Origin of the sequence: Streptomyces ambofaciens ATCC 23877 (assembly GCF_001267885.1) — a bacterium.
Taxonomy (GTDB): Bacteria; Actinomycetota; Actinomycetes; order Streptomycetales; family Streptomycetaceae; genus Streptomyces; species Streptomyces ambofaciens.
The window spans coordinates 1,056,540-1,078,042 of the sequence record NZ_CP012382.1 but is presented as its reverse complement, the minus strand read 5'-3'; the positions used below and the strand labels follow the sequence as shown (position 1 = coordinate 1,078,042).

Genomic DNA, 21,503 nt, shown 5'->3' with positions numbered 1-21,503 from the left:
GAGTTCGGCGATGGCCAATCCCGAGGACAACAACAACGACAACTGGAAGAAGGCGGTTGACCTGCTCACCGGCTACGTCCTGCCGGAGCGGAAGACGTTGTTCGACGATCTGAAGGGTAATGACGGCATCCCGCTGATCCATGTCCGGCTGGACAAGCACGGTGGCCCGGAGTACTCGTCGGGCTTCCTGTCCTCGAGCGGATGGAAGACGCACAACACCGACTACACCATCCCGTTCTACCGCCCCGGCGACGACTCCCAGGACGTGTCCGCGGGAAAGTACCTCTACCGCTACCGCGCCCACATCACCTTCCTCGCGTCCGGCCAGGACTCGCCGCCGAGCGGCAACGACATCATCCCGGACTACACGAAGACGAGTGAGCGCCTGAAGGACAAGGGCGGCTGGAACAAAGAGGGCGAGAAGCTCGACTGGAACACCAACGCGCTGGTCCGGTACGTCTACGGCTCGCTGGACGCCCTCTCGCAGCTCATCATGTGGCCCTACTCGACCCACGGGTTCACGAACCGCGGTTACCCGGTGAACGACGCCGACTACGTCGACCTGCGCACGTTCACGGAGGCTGCCCAGGCGTTCGACCGGGTGGTGAAGTTCTTCCAGGACAGTGCGGACACCGTCGGCAAGTGGGACACCGAAAACATCGGAGAAGGCAGCGACGCCTGGGACGGCACGTCGGCCGCCATCTTCAAGGAGCTCATCCACAAACTGGCCCGCAACTACGAGGGGTACGCCGACCAGCTCAAGGGCAAGGGCGGCGAGGAGACCGCGCTCACCATCGACGACGTGACGGTGACCACCGCGCCCGCCCGGGCGCTGGCCGAGGCTCAGGGCGTCCTCCTCGCCCAGGCACAGAAGCTGTCCGACGCCCATGCCGCGTGGAGGGCCGAGAGCAATCCGCAGCGCTGGCTCTACGACATGCTCCAGAACGCCCGGCTGACCCTCTTCGACACCCAGTACGACAAGACGGACATCGAGACGGTGTCCAGCGGGTCCGGGGCGTACACCTCCTGGCACAACTACGTGGTGTCGACCACCGGGTTCCAGAACGAGATCGTGATCGAGGGCAAGTCGTACGGCAAGCCGAGTGAGATGACCACGTGGAAGGCGATCGCCGACGAGGCGGTGCGCCGGTGGGAGCAGTCGGTGCAGGACTGGCTCGGCACGGCGGGCGCCGAGGCCGTCGTCGCGATCCACAACGCCTTCAAGACGGCGGAGAAGGCGTTCGACACCAGCATCACGGACAAGGACGATCGGCCCCTCTCCGAGATCTCCGCCGAGGCGGAGGCCGACGCCGAGAAGAAGAAGGCGGACGCGGAAGCGGCGGCCGCCAAGGCCGAGGCGGAGCGGGAGAAGGCGGAGGCCAAGGCCGAGCGGGAGCGGGAGAAGGCGGAGGCCGAGAAGGAGAAGGCGGAGGCCAAGGCGGAAGCCGAGAAGGAGAAGGCCGAAGCCAAGGCCGAGCGGGAGCGGGAGAAGGCCGAAGCCGAGAAGGAGAAGGCGGAGGCCAAGGCGGAGCAGGCGGCCGCCAAGGAGGAGGCGGAGCGGGAGAAGGCGGAGGCCAAGGCGGAACAGGAGCGGGAGAAGGCGGAAGCCAAGGCGGAGCAGGCGGCCGCCAAGGAGGAGGCGGAGAAGGAGAAGGCGGAGGCCAAGGCGGAACAGGAGCGGGAGAAGGCCGAGGCCAAGGCGGAGCAGGCGGCCGCCAAGGAGGAGGCGGAGAAGGAGAAGGCGGAGGCCAAGGCCGAGCAGGAGCGGGAGAAGGCCGAAGCCAAGCAGACGGCCGCCGAGCAGCAGACGTTCGCTCTCGCGCAGAACCAGAAGGCGCAGGACGAGGCGAAGAAGGAACGGGAACGGGCCGCGGACCAGGCCGAAGCCGACCGCGCCGAGGCCAAGGCCGAACAGGACGCCGCGAAGGCGGAGGCCGACCGGGAGCAGGCCGAGGCGAAGGCGGAGGCCGCCGCGGAGAAGGAGGCGGCCAAGGCGGAGCAGGATGCGGCCAGGGCCGAGGCGGAGCGTGAGCAGGAGGCGGCCAAGGAGGAGGGGGATAAGGAGAAGGAGGCGGCGAAGGCACAGGCCGACCAGGAGAAGGCCGACGCCAAAGCCGAGCAGGAGGCCGCGAAGGCGGAGGCCGCCGCGGAGAAGGAAGCGGCGAAGGCCGAGCAGGATGCGGCCAGGGCCGAGGCGGAGCGTGAGCAGGACGCGGCCAAGACGGAGGCCGCCGCGGGGAGGGACGCCGCCGAGCAGGACCAGGCGGACGCGCGGTCCAGGGCGGAGGCCGAGCAGGAGGAAGCCCGCCGTGAGGCCCTCCAGGAGAAGCAGCAGGCCAGGCTGGACGCTCAGAACGCCAGGGCCGACGCGCAGGCCGACTACGAGCAGCAGAAGGCGGAGGCCCGCGCCGAGCGCGACGCCGCCCTCCAGGACACCGACCGCCAGGAGGCGGCGGCGCGCCGGGAGTACGAGCAGGAGAAGGCCGAAGCCCAGGAGCAGCGGGACCGGGCGAGGCAGGACGCCGAGCAGGAGCGGGCCGAGGCGCGCCGGGAGTACGAGCGTGAGACCGCCGCCGGCGCCGACGGGAACGAGGCCCGCGAGGCCTACGACCGGCGGATCGCGGAGATCGACGCCGCCGAGCGGGACGCCCTCGCACGTGCCGACGCCGCCGAGACCGAGGCCCGCACCGAGTACGACCGGGCGAAGAGCGACGCCCAGGCGGACCGCGAGCAGGCACGCTCCGAGGCCGAGCAGGCGCGCAAGGACGCCAAGGCCGACTACGACCGGCAGATGGCCGGCATCCAGGCCGAGTACGACAGGATCGACGCCGACGGGAAGGACATCGAGGAGCAGATCCGTCGGCGCATCGCCGACCTTCCCGAGCCTCCCGACCTCTCCGTCGGCCACCCGGGCGGCTCCGCGGGCTCGGCCGGCCCGGCCGGCTCGGGGTACTCCGCCGCTTTCGACGACAACCTCTACAACCAGGACGACCTCACCGCGGCGCTCGGGCGTCCGCAGGGCAGCGACGTCCCGGCGGACGCCTCCGCCGGCGGCGCCGGGGCGGGCTCGCCGGGCATGTACCCGCCGATGATGCGCGGCGCGGGCGGCGAGGCGGGTGGCGGCTCGGGCGAGCGCACCAGGACCGTCATCGAGCCCGGGGTCGGACGGCCCGGGCGGACGACCGCCGTCACGCCGACCGTCGACGACGAGGAGCACCGCGTCGTTCCCAGGTCCACGCAGACCAGCAGCAGCACGCCCTTCATGCCGCCGATGGGACCCATGGGCGGAGCGGGGGAGGGCAGGCCGCAGACGGAGAGCGGGGACAGGGAACGGACCACATGGCTGGCCGAGGACGAGGACGTCTGGGGCACCGACGAGGGTGGCGCGCCGCAGGCCCTGGGGCGCTGAGGAGAAGGGGAGGGACCCGGATGAGTCAGCCCATGGAGGACCGAGTGGCCCAGGCGATGGCCCACCTCGAGGCGGCGGAGCGGGCTGCTGCTTCGGCACGCGCCGAACTGGACGCGGCGTCGGTCAGCGCACGTTCGGCGGACCGGTCGGTGCGGGTCTCCGTCGGCGCGAAAGGGGAACTGACCGGCCTGGAGTTCCTGGACGGCAAGTACAGGACCATGGCCGCCGCCCAGCTCTCCGCGGCGGTACTGGAGGCCGCGAACAAGGCGCGGGCCGAGATGGCCCGCCGGGTCGTCGCCACACTCGACCCGCTCACCAGGATGACCGCGCGGGGCGCCGCTCCGCAGCGGATGGGCGTCGACTGGGAGTCCGTCTTCGGATCGCTGCTCCGCGAGACCGCCGTGGCGCAGGCACCCACGGCGATGAGCGGGTTCCGCGACGAGATCGTCGAGGATGACGAAGTACCCGCGGCCCCGCCCGGTGCGGCCCGCGGCACGGACGACGGACGACGGGGACGGCAGGAGGGCGCGTAGTCATGGCCGGCAACTATTCCGCCGACATCCAGGCGATTCTGCAGGGTTCCAGGCACCTCGCCGACGCGGTGCGCCACGGCGACGAGATGCTGCCCCGCTTCGAGAACGGCAACGCCGCCTACTCGGGCTGGTGGGGCGAGGAGGGCGGCGACGACGCGTTCGCCGACGCGGTCGGCGACCAGGTTCGACGCGAACAGCAGCAGGTGGCGGACACGGTCCTGGCGATCACCGGCGGGTTCATGGCGCTGGTCGACGCCGTCGCCGCGGAGGCCGACCACGTGCAGCGACCGCAGACCCGGGCGCTGGAGGACATCGAGGCGCAGGGCTCGGAGAGCGAGAACAGGCGCTGAATGGCCATCATGTTCCCGCCGGGCCTGCGGGAGTTCATCGAGGTCTGGGTGGGCGCGAACGTCGCCACCGGCAACGAGGACCTGGGCTTCGACAGCCGCACCCCCTACAAGCGTCTGGCCGACGACGTCGGCGACCTGTCCGACGCGATGAAGGGAGCGATCTCCACCGCGGGGAACTCGCTCCCCCCGCGCATCGCCGACGAGTTCGTCGCCGCGATGAGGCTCTTCGTCGACGACAACGGCCAGAACCACCTGCAGAAGTTCTCCGACGAACTGCGGGACCTGGGCGCGCGACAGGTGGACCGCTCCATCAAGCTGTCCGAGGCCAAGTACCAGATCCTCATCGAGTTCATCCTGATGAACATCGAACTGGCCCTGATCGCCGCGCTGGCCGTCTTCACCGGCGGTACGTCGCTCACCGAGATCGCCCTCCAGAAGGCACGCACCGCGCTCACCATCCTGCTGCTCCTCCAGCGGTTGGGCCGTGCCGTTCCCACACCGCTGTCGGTGCTGCTGGAGGCGATCCAGGAGGCGTTCGTCTCGTTCGCCGCGCAGCTGATCTCCATGACCGCGCCGGACGACCCCGAGCGCCGGCGCGACGCCTTCGACTGGAAGGACATCGGTCAGTCGGCCGTCGCCGGCGCCTTCGCGGGACTCTTCGGAGGCCTGTTCTCCCAGTTCAGCGGGCCGGTGGTCCGTAACCTCGTCAAGGACAACCGTACGTGGAAGGAAGTGCTCGACCTTCCGCTCGCCTTCGTCAACGAGGGGCAGGCGGAGACCTTCGCGGAGGCCTTCACCGGCCTCGTCTTCCTGGGCACGTTCGCCGTCAACCCCGGCACGTTCGTCAGCGCCGGTCTCAGCGGCCTCCTCTTCGAAGCGGCCGCCACGGGCGCGGAGTACGGCGGCACATGGCTGAACGACAAGTTCCTCCGGAACCTCGACTTCGGTCCCGATGACCTCAATGACCTGCCGGGCGGCGGCAGACGGGACACCTACGGTGACGCCTCGAGCCGTCCGTACCCGGGCGGCACCGCCTCCAGGAGCGCGTACGGAGACACGTACGACGACGTGCCGTACGACGGCACGTACGACACGTACGACACGTACGACGAGACGTACGGCGCGCCACACGGTGACACCTCCCGCCCCCGCGTAGGGGACACGGACCCCTACCGGGACTCCCTGGTGGACGATCCGGGCACCGAGACGGTCTTCTCCGCCCTCAGCCCGTCCGCGACACCGGGCCCGGGGGGCGACCGGCCTGTGGACGGGGGCGACGCGCTGCCGGCGAACGGGCCCGCCACCGTCGGCTCCGCCGCCCCGCGGCCGGTCGACGAGGACACGCCCCGGCCCCTCACCGACAGCCTTCGGCAGCCGCATGCCCAGCCGCCCCTCGTGCCGGACGCCGCACCGGGCCCGTCGGTCACCACGTCCCAGAGCCAGGCCTCGCCCACCGCGGCCCCACCGCCACGGCACCGGACCCCACCGTCCGACGACCCGGCGGTCACCGGAGGTCCGGCGACCCAGGACACGGTCGTCCCGGACGCGCCTCGCACCCACGCCCCGGAGGAGGTCGACCGGTCCCGCTCCTCCTCCGCGGCACCGAGGGCCGAGGGCGGCCGCACCACGTCCGACGGCCATCCGTCGTCCCACCGTCCCGTGCGCACCGAGTCCGAGGACGTGCCGGCCTCCATCGGCGGCACGGTCGAGCCCGCCCCGGTCGTCCCCCGCGAGGGGCCGCCCCCGCGGTCCGCCTCCGTCGACGAGACACCGCTCAGCTCCCGGGCACCGGCCGGCCTGCCGACCGGGACCTCCTCCGATCCCGGATCGCCCGGATCGGTGGACTCGATCGACATGATCGTGGACTGGGAGGACGGCCAGGCCTCGCCCGGGGCCGAGCCGGAGCCGGGGTCCGGGACGCACCTCGGGCCGGACCCCGCCACCGAAGCCCTCTACGACCGGCTGCTGACGGACGTGTTCGGACCCGGCATCGCGACGAACCCCGTCCACCCCGCCCTGCGGGACGCCCTCGCGCACCTCGACCAGCTCCGGCAGACCGTCCCCGCGCTCCGCGACGGTCCCCTGGACCTGGACGTCCTGACCCGCCAGGTGCTGCTCCTGGACACCGCCGACCCGGTGACCGACGCGCAGCGCAGCGAACTGTTCCGGGTGGTCTCGGACCCCGCGGTGGAATCGGCGGGCAGCCTTGCCGCCCTGGCCGCCTTCCATCTGGAGCTCCGTGGTGCCCTGTCCCTCACCCATGCGCTGACCGACGGCGGCGGCCTCCAGGGCCGCAACTGGACGAGCACCGCGATCCCCCACCTCGACCTCACCGAGGTGGGGAAGGTCGCCCGGCAGCCGGACGGCACCCTGGGGCGCGGTGATGTCCAGCCCGCGCCCTGGCACCGGCCCGGTGAGCCGACGCCGTACGTCGTGATGGCGGAGGGCGACCACGAACGGATCGTCGTACGCGGCTACGACGGCGCCCCGCGCCAGGTGCCGGTCGACGTCTTCGCCGAGCTGCTGGCCCGCGACCCCCGGCTGGCCGGCCTGCCTCCGGACACCCCCGTGGTGCTGCTCGTACCGGACGCCGGGGCCCGCGGCCTGGATCTGCCGCGCCAGGCGGCGGACCGGGTCGGCAGGGAGGTCTGGTCGGCAGGCGGCACCGTGAAGGTGTCCCCGCAGCGGGACCCGTCGCACCCGTACGTCGTCTCCCTGCTGTACGGGGAGGGGCTGCCGCGCGCCGACTGGATCCGCAGCACCCCCGGCCAGGTCACCGACCCGGCGGAGCGCGAGAACGCCCCGGACTGGGAGCGCGAGGTGCGCTCGCACAGCGTCGTCACCGAAGGCGGCACCACCATCGGCAGAGGCGTGTTCGAGGACGCGGAGGCGCCGCGCCGGATCGCGGCACTCAGGCTCGCGACGGAGTCGTCGGAGCTGTGGCACCACAACCCGGCCACCGGAGAGTCGGTCAAGGACGACGACCCCGTCCCGTTCGCCGGCAAGCCGGTGTACGTCTTCGGCGCCCACGCCCGGCCCGGCGCGACCCGGGTACCGACCCTGTCGAACCCGGCGCACCACTCCCGGGGGCGGGAGACCGGCGGGATGCTCAAGCGGCGGCCGAGCCTCGCGCGGCTCCCCGGGGACCACGCCGTCCTGATGGAGGCGTGTTCGAGCGCGAAGCCGCCGGGCGTGGTCCGCACCCGCCGGGGCATCGACGACACGTTCGTCCCCGACCCCCTGGCGGTCGTCAGCGAGAGCCAGCACGTAGCCAACGAGACCGGCCGCACCACGTACGGCGGCACGCACATGGTCAGCTTCGCGACGCTGCCGGACGGGACGTTCGTCCACCGCCTGTACACGGACTCCCGGGGGCGGCGCGGTGCCTGGGTGGAGCACCGGCCCGAACCCACCGGCGACCTGCTCGACGACCGCGCCCGCGCGGCGGGTCTCCACACCGACCTCTCGCGGCCGGTCACGGACACGGCCCGCGACCGCACCCTGCGCCTGGTCCGCGCGCTGCGGCTGGCCTTCGGCGCGGCCATCGAGGACGACAGCCGCTACGGCGACCTCCTCGCCGGCATCGGAGCGCTGGAGACCATGCGGGCGGCCGACCCCGTCCTGCGCGACAGCGGCCCGTTCTCCATGGACCTGTTCGAGCGCGCGGTCCTCGCCGGCCGGCCGGGAGCCCCCGGCCCCGACGCCTACCGGGACCTGCTCACCCGGGCCACCGACGCCCTGCGCCGGCAACCCGGCACCGTACTCTCCGACTTCGTCGCCCTGCCCCACGTCACCGCGGCGGCACGGCGGCTGGGCGGTCTCGCGGACCGGGACCTGGACACCGAGACCGTCCGGGTCCTCGGCCTGGCCCCGGACGCGGCGGGCGTCGCCGGCCCCGAGCGGGACCGGCTGTTCTGGGCGACGGTGAAGGCCCTGGAGTGGGAGAGCAAGACCCCCGCCCCCACCGCCCTCACCGGCAGGGTCCTGCACCTGGAGCAGCCGGACGCCGCTCGGCTGCCCGAGCTGCTCGACCTGGTCGCCCGGGCGGCGGCCGTCGGCGTCGACGTGGACGACCCGACCGAACTCGGCGCCTTCCACCTGGAGACGCTGGGCGCCCTCTCACCCGAGACGCAGCTCCGCGACGCGGGCGGCGCACCGGTCGGCCGCCATTGGGCGCAGGCCCCGCCGCACGCGACCATGACGACCGACCGCGTCGTCGTCGCCGCGCCGAAGGCGGGCGGCGGCTATCGGCCCGTGGGCCAGGAGCGACCGCCGTGGAGCACGCCGGGCGGCCCCCCGGCCTACACGGTCTGGGCGGGAGGCGGCCGGGACCACCTGCTCATGCACCTGCCCGGGGGGTTCCGCGGCCGGGTGCCGTACGAGGAGGTCGCCGAACTGCTGGCGCGGGACCCGGTGCTGAACGCCCGCCCGGTGGACGGCACGGACGTGGTCCTGGCCCTCTCGAGGGCGGCCCCGGCCACCGGACCGACCCCCACCGGACCCCCCGACGCGGCCGCGACCGCCTCGTCCGGCGAAGCGTCCCGCGGCACGAGCACCGACCGGTCCACCGAGCCGACCGGCGGGCCCTCCGACGCCCCGACGACCGGAACGCTCGCCGGAACGTCCACCGCCGTCCGGGGCGTGGACCCGCGCGCCGTCGTCAGCGCCGGGACCGGCCGGGCCGTATGGGCCTCGCGGGGCGGTGTGGGCCTGGCCGCCACCGGGCCGTCGCGGCCCTATGTCCCCACCCTGCTTCCCGGCACGCCCGGGCGTCCGGCCGCCGCCGACTGGTCGGTCGTCCGCCCCGGCGATCTCACCGCACCGGGTGCCCGTGGACCGGACGGCGGCGGTCCCGGAGTGGACGACGTCACGTTCGCGGACCCCGACGGCGGCGCCGTGGGCCCGGGCGAAGGCGACTCGGGCACGCCCGAGCACTTCGACCCGCCCCTGCCGGAGCATCTCGACGACGACGTGTTCGGCGACACCGCCGACACCGACCAGCCGCCGACACGGCCCGTGCCGACCGGCGCGTCGCCCACACCGTCCGTCCCGACCGTCGCGCCACCCACACCATCCGTTCCGACCGACCCGCTGGACGGCCGTGCCCGCCCCGCCGGCCCGCCCACCGACCCGGCGGGGCCGGCTCCGCGGGAGACCCGTGAGCGGACGCTGCGGACGACGCGCGCGCTGCGCCGGACGTCGGGTCCGTCCTCTCCGGACGCCCCGCGCCTCGACCCCGCCATGGCACCGCCCGCCCGGACACACCGCACTCCTGCCCGGTTCGCGGACGGCCGGCGGATGCCCGAGTACGTCGACGACCTCCGGTCGCTGCTGCCGTCCGACCTGACCGCCACCGAACTCGAACAACTCCTAGCCAACCCGAGCACCTTCGGACAGAGCACGGTCGTCCTGCGCGGCGTCGATCAGGCACTGGACGCCATCGACCGCGAACTGGCGAGCAGTCCGGACGCCCGGCCCGCGGACGACGCACGGCTGCTGGACGACGTCCGGCAGACCCTCCGGGACAAGCCGAAGACCCTGGCGGACGGCGAGGGGCGCCCGTTCCCGTACGTCAACGCCGACGGAAGGGTCCGCGTCCTGTGGGTCAGGGCGCGTCACCACGGCAACTGGGCCCCGTTCGACGACGGCATCGGCGACGCGACGAAGATCGACAGCATGCACCGGGCCGCCGCGACCTTCGGACTGACCAAGAACATGCAGGTCAACTCCCAGTACGGGCTCGGCGGACCGATCGGCCCGGCGGGCACCGCGGCGTTCGGCGGCTTCGGCCGTCTCGCCCTGCGGTTCGGCTTCATCGACAAGGTCGGCTACACCCTGACCGACCAGCGCATGAACCAGATGGAGACCCGGACGCTGGACACGTCACGGTCCTTCCTCGACGACGTCCACTACGAGATACGTGTCACCGACGCCACCGGCCGGGTCGTCACAGGCACAGGCACCGGCCCGGCAGCGCCCGCCCGTTTCGCCTTCGGCGTCCGCAGGGGGCTCTCGGTGCGCCTGCCCGACAGCGTGACGAGGATGCCGGAGCCGGGCCGCGTCCCCCGGGTGATCGACCTGGACCGCGACTCCCAGTACCGCTTCGTCCGCATCGAGGGGTTCGGCCCCGTCGCGGCCATCCGCGACTGGGCCGCCGCACGGATCGGAGCACTGCCCGGCAGCTCCGCCTACACCGAACTGGACATCTTCTTCTCCGGCGACAGCTTCCAACGGCACGGCGGCACGATGGCGCGCGGCCGCATCACCACCCCGCCGCTGTTCGCCGACGACAGGAAGAAGTCACCGCTGGGCGTCTTCGTGGTGGAGGAGCTGATCCCGCGGACGGCGGTGCTCGTCGGCGAGACCGACCAGGCCGAGATGCGGGACATCAACACGTCGACGGTCCGCAGCGAGCGCAGCCGAGCGCACGGCAGGAGCCTCCTGCTGCAAGCCGTCGCCGGACCCGCCTTCAACTTCCTCGACCCCGGCACCGCCCCCTTCGACCTGCGACTCCAACTGGGGCCGACCGCCCAGTACTCGTACGCGAAGACCTGGTCCGTCGGACTCGGGGCGGCCGGCACCCTCAAGTCGGCCGGACAGGTGAAGGGCCCCAGGACCGCCCTCTACCTGGTGGTGAAGTCGGTGCGGGTGCGGCGGGCCGGCGACGACGCGCCCCCGACGCGCTTCCTCACCTGGAGCCTGGACCGGATGACCAGCTCCGAGGCGCGGCGGCTGGCCGGTTGGGACGACGGGACCGCACTCGCCCTGCGCAACGGCGCAGCACCGCCGTTCGTGCCGGCCTATCTGACCGCGGACCGCCCGCGCACCCTCGGCATGCACCGGGTGAAGGAGTTCACCTTCGACGACGGCCTGCGCACCCGTGTCACCCCGGACACGGCGGACGGCGTCGGCCGCACCCTGCTGGACGCGTTCGCCGACGGTGTGGTGGACGCCGTCGCGCAGCTGCGCCGAGGGCTGGTGGTGCCCCTCGACCAGCTGCTCCCGCCGGACCTGCCGAAGGGATGGCGCGCCCGCTTCGACGAGCTGCTCGGGCACAGGCCGGACCAGGCGCTCCGGGCCGCTCGGAGCCTGCCGGTGCCGCCCCGGTGGACCGATCCCGTCAAGTACCGGATCGCGCTCCAGAACACCCTGCAGGTCCTCGGTGTGCTGTCCCAGCAGAACGTCACCGCGAACCTGGAGGCGCTGACCACCGTCGGCCTGCCGATCAGACTCACGGACCCCGACTCCGTCGGACAGACCTACTACACCCTCCGGGTGCGCGGGAAGCTGACCGGGCGGCGGTACGAGGGCAAGGACGCCGACGAGGGAATGCGCTTCAGTGCGCAGGGCATCGAGCGGCTCGACGGGCAGACGAGCGCGAAGCGGGGCCTCGACCTGGGCATCGAGGGAACGTTCTCGGGCCGCGACAACAGCGTCGACGACAGCGCGGGCCTGCCCCGCAACACGCTCGGCCTGGCCCTGGGCGCGCGCCAGGGGTGGCAGTGGGAGGCGGAGACCGCCTTCGGCTCGACGGTCACCAACGAACCGATGTCGGTGAGCAACCAGCCCACCCACCTGTACCGCTACGACCTCTCCCTCACCGCGTCCCTGGGCGGCTACTGGCGGCCCCGCGGCCTGATCCGCGGGCTCGGCCTCGGACTGCCCGGACTGCTGGTCCTGGACGAGCCGGTCAACGTGCTCTTCGGCCGGACGCGGACGGGCGGACCACGGGGCGGCGGCCCGGTGACCGGGCAAGTGCTCATCGGTGTCCCGGTGCAGCACACACCCGACGCCGATCCGCACGCGGACGGGACGCTCAACCCCTATGCGGCCGAAGAGCCCGCCCCCGAGTCCATGACCACCGAGCGGGCCCTCGCCCTGGCGAGGGGCGACCTCGTGCTGCCCGGGGCTCCGGAGGCGAGGCGGCCCGCCGGACGGCTCGCCGACCGCGGGTCACGGCAGTTCGAGGAGTTCCGGCAGCACCCGTTCGTCATCGTGAACGTGCTGCTCTCCCCGGCGCTGGTCGCGGCGGTGGACCGGGTCCTGCGGGAAGCGTCGGGCAGCGCCTGGCAACTGGCCAAGGAGGGCGCCCCCACCCGCGACGCGATCCTGCGCACCTTCACCCCCCAGTACCTTGCGTCGAGCTTCGACCAGAGCTCGGGGCCGCTGGGCCTGGCCGGCAGCGGCCTGCTGGGCAAGGGGCCCTACGGCGAACTGTGGGGGACCTTCCGGTACGCGACGACGGTCGGGAACCTGCGCGCCCTCACCCCGCCGATGTCCATGGACACCGAGATGACGCTCGGCGGCACCCGGCAGGCGGCCGGCAAGGTCAGCAACAGCACCGGCTTCGTCTTCGGCGGTCAGCTGGTCTACTCCGTCGCCCAGCAGCCGGGACACGGCCTCATGGGTGCGTACGGGATCGCCGCCAACCCCGTCTCGACGTCCCGCGCGCACAGCGTCAGTGTCGTCCGTACGGTCGTCGCGGACATGAACCGCAAGGGCTTCACCCACCAGGTGCTGGTGGCCGGTGACGTGCAGCACTGGTTCGCGCTGCTCTCCAGTCGGCTGGGCACGGGCCGGACCGCAGCGGCCGGTGCGGCGAGCGACCTCGTGCCGCGCTCCCTCGCCGGAGCGGCGGGCACGGCACTGACCACCCCCGGCGGTCTGCTGGGCCACCTCCCGGAGAAGAGCGCCCACCGAATGGGGCTGCTCGACGACGGCATGGGCGACGTCCCCCGCTACACGGAGCGGATGTGGACACCGCAGCCCTGGATGCGCGGCGCCGCCTTCGGCACGTACGCGGTGAACGCGCTCGACCCCACGGACGTGCTGCTCGCGTTCGACCGGCGGATCCGGCGGCTGGGACTCGACGACGAGAGCCGGGAGCGGATCCGGCAGCTGGTGACGGGCCGCGCCACCCGGGCGCTGAAGGGGGAGATGACGACCACCGGTCCGTCGACCCTGGTCAGGACCGGAGGCTGGGGCTGGGACAGTGTCCGGATCGGCAGCCGGCGGGTGCGGGCGCGGGTCGAGCTGATCCCGGGGACCCCCGTGTTCGAGGGACTCGACCACAGCGTCGAGCTGGAGGAGAACCGGCGGGCCATCGAGACCGCCCAGCAGAACTCGGAGTCCTCCTCCGGCGCCGACGTGGGCCTCCTGACCAGCCAGCTGGTGCACACCGGCAACACGCAGGTCCCGGCCGCCGGACCCACGTACACCGAGGGCGGCACCCACCGTAAGACGGTCGCGTCGAGCCACACGGTCACCACCGTCACCATCTACCGGGCGGCCTCCACCGAACCGCACGCGGAGGTCGTCACCCCGTACCGGATGCGCATCACCCTGGAGGCCGACGACACCCCCGGCACCGGCGCGCCGCCCGGCCCGAGGCCGACCGAAGGGACGCCCACGGCCCTCGACCGCCTCCGGGGCCGGCTGCGCATCGTCGAGGAGGAGGACGCCGGCGCACTGCGCGAGCACATGCCGCTCAGCCTGATGGAACCGGTGCCGTCGCCGACCGAGGGGACCGGCACGCCCGGAGCCGGCCGGCCGCTGCCCGCGCCCGATCCGGCAGCCGACCCCGCTCTGGCCGGCCCGCCCCGCCCGGTGCCCGTACCTGCGGCGGGAGAGGAACCGGCGGTCCGGGACGGGGACGGTGTCGCGCGGCCGTTCACCTTCCCTGACAACGGCATGCACCCCCGCGGGATCATCGGCATCGAGAACATCCGCATGGCCGGCGACCTCCTGCTCACCAAGGCGTACGACGCCGGCTTCTCCCTCCGGGCACTGGAGGGCGAGGCCGGCCCCGACGACGACGTCCTCACCGACCTCCTGCGCAGGACCAGGGAGACGGGACTGACCCGCCCGGGCACCGGCTCGGCGCAGGCGCTGGAGGACGGCATCAGCTCCTCGGCGGTCACCGCGTTCTTCCCCCGCACCACCGAACCGGACGGCTACCAGGTGGCGGGACTGACCGAGAAGTCCCTCGCGGGCACCGATACCGGCCGGCTGACGCTGCGCTCCGCACCCGACTTCAGCCGCGCGCTGCTGCTGACGGTCGTCGACGGCAAGAAGCTGGAGGTGCTCAGACGGTACGGGGAGAACGCCGGCACCGCGTCGTCCGTCGAGCACGGCCAGTCCGGGAGTCTCGGCGGCGCCTTCCTGTACGACTCTCCCCACAACGCGGGCCTCAACCAGATCGGAGCCTTCGGCCCCGGCCCCAACGACCTCGACGGCGACGGCATGCCGGTCGGTGACGACCATCTGACCTCGCGCAACCTCAAGCCGAAGACGGGCCGGTCCTTCCTGTTCGCCGTCCCGGCCACCTGGCTGAGCGTCGGCGACGTGCACCGCGGCGTCGTGGACTCCCGGCTCGCGAACCACATCCGGGGCGGAACCTTCGCCAAGGCCCGGTCGGGCCCGCAGGCGATGAGGTCCGAGGCGTACGTCGTCACCTGGATCCGGGAGGACGTCGCCCGCGACCTGCGCCTCGTCACCGACGCGAACTTCCCCGGCACCGTCGCGCAGGCGTGGGACGCGGTCGAGAGGGCGAGCAGGGCGTGGGTCGAGGCGGACAAGGCCTACTGGAAGAAGCGCCGGGCCTCCGGCGGGCTGCGCGCGGACCTCGACGCCGCGAGGGCCTCGCTCGACACGGCCGCTCGGGTCCTCCGCGCGGCCACGCGTCCGGTCGACCTGGCCCGGGCCGACGTCGACACCGCGGACAGCGCCCTGCGGAGGGCCGAGGCCGGCGCGCGCCGCGCCCACGCTCTCGCGGACGCGTCCGTGGCCGCCGCCCGGTCCGCAGCCGACGCCGTCGCCGAGGACTACGCCGCGCCCGAGCACGACGGTTGGGCGGAGCTCCTGCGCGAGGAACAGGACGCCGCGTCGGCCCGCCTGGCCGACGCGGAGGAGGCCGCCGGGAACCTGCGGAAGGCGGCCGACCTGCGCCTGCGGACCGCGCGCGAGGAGAAGGCGGCGGCCGACGGGCGGCTCGACGCGGCCCTGCTGTCCGCGAGAGCGCCCGGCCGGTCCCTCGACGAGGCCACCGCCCGCCGGGACACGGCACGCGACGCCTTCGGCACCCGGCGCGCGGAGCTGGACGCGCTCAGGGACACGGCGGAGAAGGCGGCGGCGGAGTACCACCGCGTGCGGGCCGGTGCGGACCAGCTCACCCGCTGGCACCGGCTCGCGGCCACGGCGGAAGGCCGTCAGGAACTGGACGGCCGGGCCGAGCCGCCCGCGGTCACCTACCAGGCCCCGCCCGCGGCGCCCCTCAGCGAGCCCCCGGCCCCGCCCCGCTACACCAGGACCGGTACCGCACCCGACACCGTCCTCACCTCACCCGCGAACGAGACGTACACGCTCCAGGACGTGCCGAGGGACGGCGACGCCTTCTTCCACGCGCTCGCCCTGGGCCTCGAACACGCCGCCCCAGGACTGCCGGCCGCCCTGGGCGTCGACCCCGGCGACCCCCGGACGATGTCCGGGCTGCGCCGGAGGATGGCCTCCTGGCTCACCGACCACGCCGACGAGGACCTGCTGGCCGCCGTCGCCCCCGACGTCACCGACGCCTTCACCGCAGAGGAGATCGCCGCGGCGGGACTGGACCTCTCCGAGGGCACACCGGCCCGCCGCGAGTTCGACGCCCTCGGCGGCCTCGTTCCGCACGCCGTCGACCTGACCCCCGAGGTACGGGCCGAACTGGCGATCACCCAGCTCCTGCGACGGGGCGACACCGCCGCCGAGGCCGGCTGGAACCACGCCGCGTCCGACCTCCTTCCCCTGCTCGCCGCCCGGACCTTCGGCGTGCGCGTCACGGTGGTCGGGAGCGACGGCGCCTTCCAGGACTTCGCGCCCGAGGACCCGAGGGGCGGTCTCCGGGGCCTCGTCGGACCGGCGGCGCCCTCCGGCGCGCACGTGGTGCTGAGCCTCGACGACCGCCACTACCGACTGGCCCTGCCGAGCGCCCGCACCTTGCCCGAGGCGGTGGGGCCGCCGCCGCCCGAGGGACCACCGAAGGCGCCGCCCGAGGCCGTGGGACCGCTGCCGCCCGAGGGCTCGCGGCCGCTGCCCGAGGACGCGGTACCGCTGCCGCCGCGGGGGACCCCGCCCGTGCCGAAGGACACGCCGACGCCGCTGGACGATCCTCCTCGCGGGGGCGGCGGGAAGGGTTCCGAGCCGGAGGGCGACGGTGCCCGGGCGCGGGGTCGCCGGGTGCCGGTGCCCGGCACGGGGGAGTGCCTCCTGTACTCCGTCCTGGCCGGCGACCCCGTGCACATCCGCGAACACCTGGCCGGCCTCGCCGTCACCGACCGCGCCGCGTACGACCTGCTCGGGGACCCCGACGCCGTACGCGCCGAACTGCGCCGCCGCACCGCGCTCCGCGCCGCGACCGGCGAGCCCCCGGCCGGGCCCGCGCAGGTGGCCCTCCACGCCATGCGGACCTACGTGGAGGACTACGTGGGCCGCAGCGCCGGGCGGCTGCACCCGCAGATCGTCGGGCAGTTCCGGCAGACGGTCGCCGACGCCTTCAGCGCGCGCGTACAGGGAACGGACCGGGCCGCGATGCTCGCCCTCCTCACGCACCACGGCGTGCGGCAGGTGCCCGTCGCGGAAGCCCTCGACCCCGCCGACCTGCTGCGGCGCTACGTCGACGCCCGCACGGCCCGCACCGCCTCGACGCCCGCCGGCGCGGGCATCTCGCCGCGGGACGTCCGGGCCGTCGTGAAGGCGGAGGCCGAGGAACTGAGCCCCCGCCAGATGTTCGAGGACCTCGCGCGTCACGGTCTGCTGCCGACGCCCGACGACCTCGACGACACGGCCCTGCGGCGTCTGCTCGCCACCGCCTACCCACAGAGCACCGCGCCGCTGGACGACACGGAACTCACCGCCCTGCTGGACGCCGTCGTCAACTGGGCGGAGCGGTGGGGGACGCCGGCCGGGGAGGTCTTCCTGCCCCTGCTGGCACACGCCTTCGACCTGCGGGTCGACGTGGTGCGGTCGCTCCCGTCCGGCGCCCGGCGGATCGGCGTCGTCGGGTCCGGCAACGCCACGCGGCGGACAGAGGTCTACTACGACGGCAGCGACCACTACGACGGCAGCGACGCCGCAGCCCACGACCGGTTCGGCGCGCCGGTTCGGCCGAAGCGCGTCAAGGACGAGGAACGCGACCAGGACGGCGACGTACGGCTCAACCCCCTGTGGGTGCCGCTGGACGAGGTCGATCCCGGCCTGCTGATCACCGGCAACCGCGACGCTGTGTGGCTGTACACGGTCACCGATGACGGGCGGGTGATCCTGGGCACGGAGGGTCTGAGCGCGATCGTCACACCCGAGCAGTTCGACGCGCTGCTGGCGGGGATGCTGCAGAAGGACCCCGACCTGACGGCGGAGGCGCTGCGCGCGACGCTGGACGGCCTGGGCCACACCGGCATCGCCGCCGCTTTCGCCGACGACGGCGGTGAGGCGCCCGGCCGGACACTGCCGGGACGCAGCCGGGTGTCCGGCGAGTTCCGCTGGAGCGCGGAGCTGCGCTCCTGGGTGGTGAACGACAAGTCGGGCCGCTACATGAGCGAGACGGTCCGCCCGGACCTGGACGCCGCGGAGGCCGCGGACTGGCTGATCAACGTGGCGGCCCTGTTCAGCGCCCGGCTGGGCGTCGTCGTCCGTACCGACCAGGTGAAGACCGCCGCACCCGTCCCCCCGCCCCCGTCGGCTCCGGGCCCCGAGCGGCCCGGACTCGCCCCCGAGCCGCCTGAGGTGCGGTCGACGGCGCCGCACCCCGACGACGACCCGGCCCACCTCGCACCGCGGTCGGCACCCGTCGCCGAGGCCACCGCCCTCGACGAGGGCCGACGCCGGTGGCTCGCCGGCCAGGTGGGCGCGGAGGACCTGCCCGGCGATCCGCCGGCGTTGACCGGTACCGGGAACGTCACCCTGGCCGAACTGAGGGACGCGGGTGTCGAGATCACCCCCGGCATGGACGTCGAGGCACAACTCGGCGGCGGCGTGCGGGGCGGCGGACTGGCACCGCTCGACCAGGTGCGGCTGCTGCTGGCCCGCCCCGGCCCGTGGCCGGACGCCCTCGACGCCGTCGCCGCCACGGTGGCGCGCCGGACCTGGAGGTCCGCGTTCGAAGCCTTCGCGAGCGCGGTCCCGGCCCCGGACGCCGCACGGGCGTGGGCCACGGTGGTCGGCCTGCTGTTTCCGGACGACGGTGCCGAGGCGGCGACGGCGGACTGGCGGTACGCGGGGGAGGCGTTCCGCGACGCGGTGCGCCGGCTCGCCGTCCTCGTGGCGGAGGAGGGAACGGACCCCCGGACCGTCGCGCGCCTCGCCGCACGGCTCCGGCAGCAGCTCGGACTGCCGTCCCGCGGGGCGGTCGGTCCGAGCGACCCGGTCGAGGAAGAGGCGGGCGAGGGGGAAGTCGGACGGCGGTGAACGAGGTGAACGAAGAGAGCAAGGCGGTGACGCCCACGTCCCCGAGGACATCGTCGAGGCCGCACGCCGGACGGCGCACCGGTGACGGCCGCCGTGCAGGACGGCAGGCTCGTCGTCCCGGTCCTCACCGCCCCGCCCCGCCTCCACAGCGTCGAGGCTTCGGCGGCGGGGGTCAGGAGGCGGGAGCTCCGTAGACGCCCATCTCGTGGATCGAGTAGCCCCAGGTGGTCCTCCGCTCGACCCCCTGCACGCGGACGAACCGCACGCTCTCGTCTCCGGAGAGCCGCACGACGTCGTCGCCGCAGTCGTCCGGACGCTGCGTGGACGCGGTCTTCCAGTCCACGCCGTCCCGGGAGGTGCGGACGGTGTACTCCCTCGCGCAGGCGCTCTCCCACGCGAGGGTCACGGCGGAGACCCTCGCCGGGGCGGCGAGTTCGACCTGCACCCACTCGTCGTCCGCGTAGCCGGAGGCCCAACGAGTGCCCGGCAGACCGTCGTTGACGTGGCCGGGCGCCAGTCGTTCGAGGTCCTGTTCCACGCTGGACGCGCTCGCCCTTCCCTTGAGGGCCAGGTTCTCCCCGCCACCGGCCGCGTCCCACAGCCGCAGCCGGACGTCGGCCTGGACGAGGAAGGTGTCGAGCACCCCGTCACCGACCTTGGGCTGGACCCTCCCCCAGGAGTTGCGCGGCGGATCGACCCGGACGGCGCGCGCCTGCCGTTGCAGTGCGTGCGAGGCGGCCAGCAGCCGGTCCGAGGCCTCCTCGTCCCCGGCCTGCCGGGCGTCGAGTGCGTCGAGCATCGTCACCATCGCCCTGCCCCACAGCTCCGTGGCGTCCAGCCAGGGAGCCGCGTCGACGGTGAACCCCTCGTCCACCGAGCGGTCCCGGATGGTGGCGGGGGCCTTCTCGACGGCGCTCGCGTAGGTACGCAGGGCCCTGACCGCCTCGTCGCGGTCCCCCCGGTCCCAGGCCTGCCAGAACGCCCCCGTGCGCCGGGCGAGTTCGGGAGCCTGGGGCTGCCAGGGGGTGGCGCCGAAGGTCGGGGCCAGGTGCTCCAGGTCGCCGAGGACGAGCAGCGCGTCCGTCGCCTTCCGGTCACCGCCCGCGAGGTAGGACATGGCGGCGCGCCAGTTCCCGCCCGCGTCGTACGCGCGGTCGTTCCAGGTGAAGTCCGCGGTGCCGAAGACGGCGACCTTGCTCGCGTACGGCTGGTTCATGGGGTTGGCCACGATGCCGGACAGGTGCTCGGACAGGCCGGCCTCGCGCTTGTCGTACGGCGCGAGCAGCAGTCGGCCGCTGGTGTTGCCGAAGTCGTTGACCGGATAGTTGTCCCAGACGAAGACCTTGCGTCCGAAGAGCGCCGACGCCTTGTCGGCCTGCTCGGTGGTGATCGACGGCGGTACGACGTCGGTGCCGGTCCACATCACCTCGACCGCGGGGTCCAGGGCCTCCCGCAGGGTCTGCTTGTAGGCGGTGTCGGTGAGGTCCCCGTACTCGGTGGGCACCATCTGCAGCGGCCGGGCGCCCTCGTGCGTGGCCACGAAGGTGCGCTGGACGTCGTTGAGCAGGTCGACCTGTGCCCGGGCGGCGGCTCCGCGGCCGGGTTCGCCGTACGTCTCCTCGTCCGACGCGCAGTTCCAGCGGGTGTAGCTGATGTCGTCGAGCGGGAGGGAGAAGGCCCGGGTCCCGAGGTCGTACAGGGCCTGGAGCTTGGCCTTGAGGGCCTCGCGGTCGGCCGCGTCGGAATAGCAGATCGACTCCCCCGGAGAGACGGCGAAGGTGAAGCGCACGTGGTTCGCCGTGGCCCGCCGCACCAGCTCGCCCAGCTCCGACAGCTTGTCCGCCGGGTAGGGCTCGCGCCACTTGCCCCGGTGGTAGGGGTCGTCCTTGGGTGCGTAGATGTAGGTGTTCGCCTTGACGTCGCCGTAGAAGTCCATCTGGTCGAGGCGTTCGGCGTGGGTCCACGGCTGTCCGTAGAACCCCTCGATGGTGCCCCGGAGCGGCATCGACGGGAAGTCGCTCACCCGCGCGCCCGCGACCTTCCACGCCGTGCCGCCCGCCCGGACGAACAGCTGGCGCAGGGTCTGCACCGCGTAGAACTGACCGGCGGCGTCCCTGCCGCCGAGGGTGATCCGCGAGCCGTGCCCGGTGCCCGCGACGCTCAGGGCGTAGCCCTCCGCGCGCTCCGGCACCGCCGTGCCGCCGAGCGCCGCGGCGATGTCGGGGCGCTCGGCCGGACCGAGGCGCACGGTGAGCAGACCGGCGGACGCCCTCGGGACCTCGCCGGGGGCGACGACGTCGACCCGGTGGGCGCCGTGCGTCCTGAGCTCCCGGACGAGACGGTCGCGGGCGGTGTCGTCCGTGTCCTCGTCCGCCACCACGACCATCCGGCCCGTCACGCGGACGTCGTCACCGGCGCGGGTGAGGGACTGCGGGGCCGGCGAGACCGGCGGGAGGGCCGGAGCCGCACGGGGGGCGGCCTCGGCCGCGGACGTCGGCGGTGCGCCGAGCATCATGGTGCTTGCGAGTGCGAAGCACATGCCGAGCGCTGCCGCGGTGTTCGCGCTTCTACCCATGAAGACTCCAAGCATGGTCTGGACCATCGACTTCCCTGTGCCGTACCGATGATGAGGTGTCGGACGGGCCAGGGGTAAGAGGTATGGGGTCTAGACCTCTCGCCGGGTCGCGTTTACTCTGGCCAACGCTGATCACCCGCGTCGGCCGCTCCGTCGTGCCCGCACGAGAGGGAGTCCGCCGACGGCGTGCCAGGGTC

5 protein-coding genes are annotated in these 21,503 nt (G+C 73.7%); 4 read left to right on the top strand and 1 reads right to left on the bottom strand.

All coding sequences use genetic code 11. The annotated features are described in order from the left end of the window. Positions 1-10 precede the first annotated feature (10 nt). The 4 genes from SAM23877_RS39620 to SAM23877_RS04770 are packed head-to-tail and all read left to right on the top strand — an operon-like array spanning position 11 to position 18,731. Positions 11-3,409, top strand: a complete 3,399-nt coding sequence (locus tag SAM23877_RS39620) for an AAWKG family protein (protein ID WP_053127216.1) — start codon at positions 11-13, stop codon at positions 3,407-3,409. Positions 3,410-3,429: 20 nt separating this feature from the next. Next, positions 3,430-3,942 (top strand): YbaB/EbfC family nucleoid-associated protein, encoded by a 513-nt coding sequence (locus SAM23877_RS04780; protein WP_063796769.1) that lies wholly within the window; start codon positions 3,430-3,432, stop codon positions 3,940-3,942. A gap of 2 nt (positions 3,943-3,944) precedes the next feature. Next, a complete protein-coding gene (locus tag SAM23877_RS04775) occupies positions 3,945-4,292 on the top strand; it encodes a hypothetical protein (RefSeq protein WP_053127214.1) in 348 nt (115 codons plus the stop codon). Then, complete coding sequence (locus SAM23877_RS04770; protein WP_053127213.1) at positions 4,293-18,731, top strand: lonely Cys domain-containing protein; 14,439 nt, start codon at positions 4,293-4,295, stop codon at positions 18,729-18,731. It begins immediately after the preceding gene. Between the two features lie 172 nt (positions 18,732-18,903). Here SAM23877_RS04770 and SAM23877_RS04765 read toward each other — a convergent pair whose 3' ends face one another. Continuing rightward, positions 18,904-21,306 (bottom strand): glycoside hydrolase family 84 protein, encoded by a 2,403-nt coding sequence (locus SAM23877_RS04765; RefSeq protein ID WP_053142164.1) that lies wholly within the window; start codon positions 21,304-21,306, stop codon positions 18,904-18,906. Positions 21,307-21,503 lie beyond the last annotated feature (197 nt).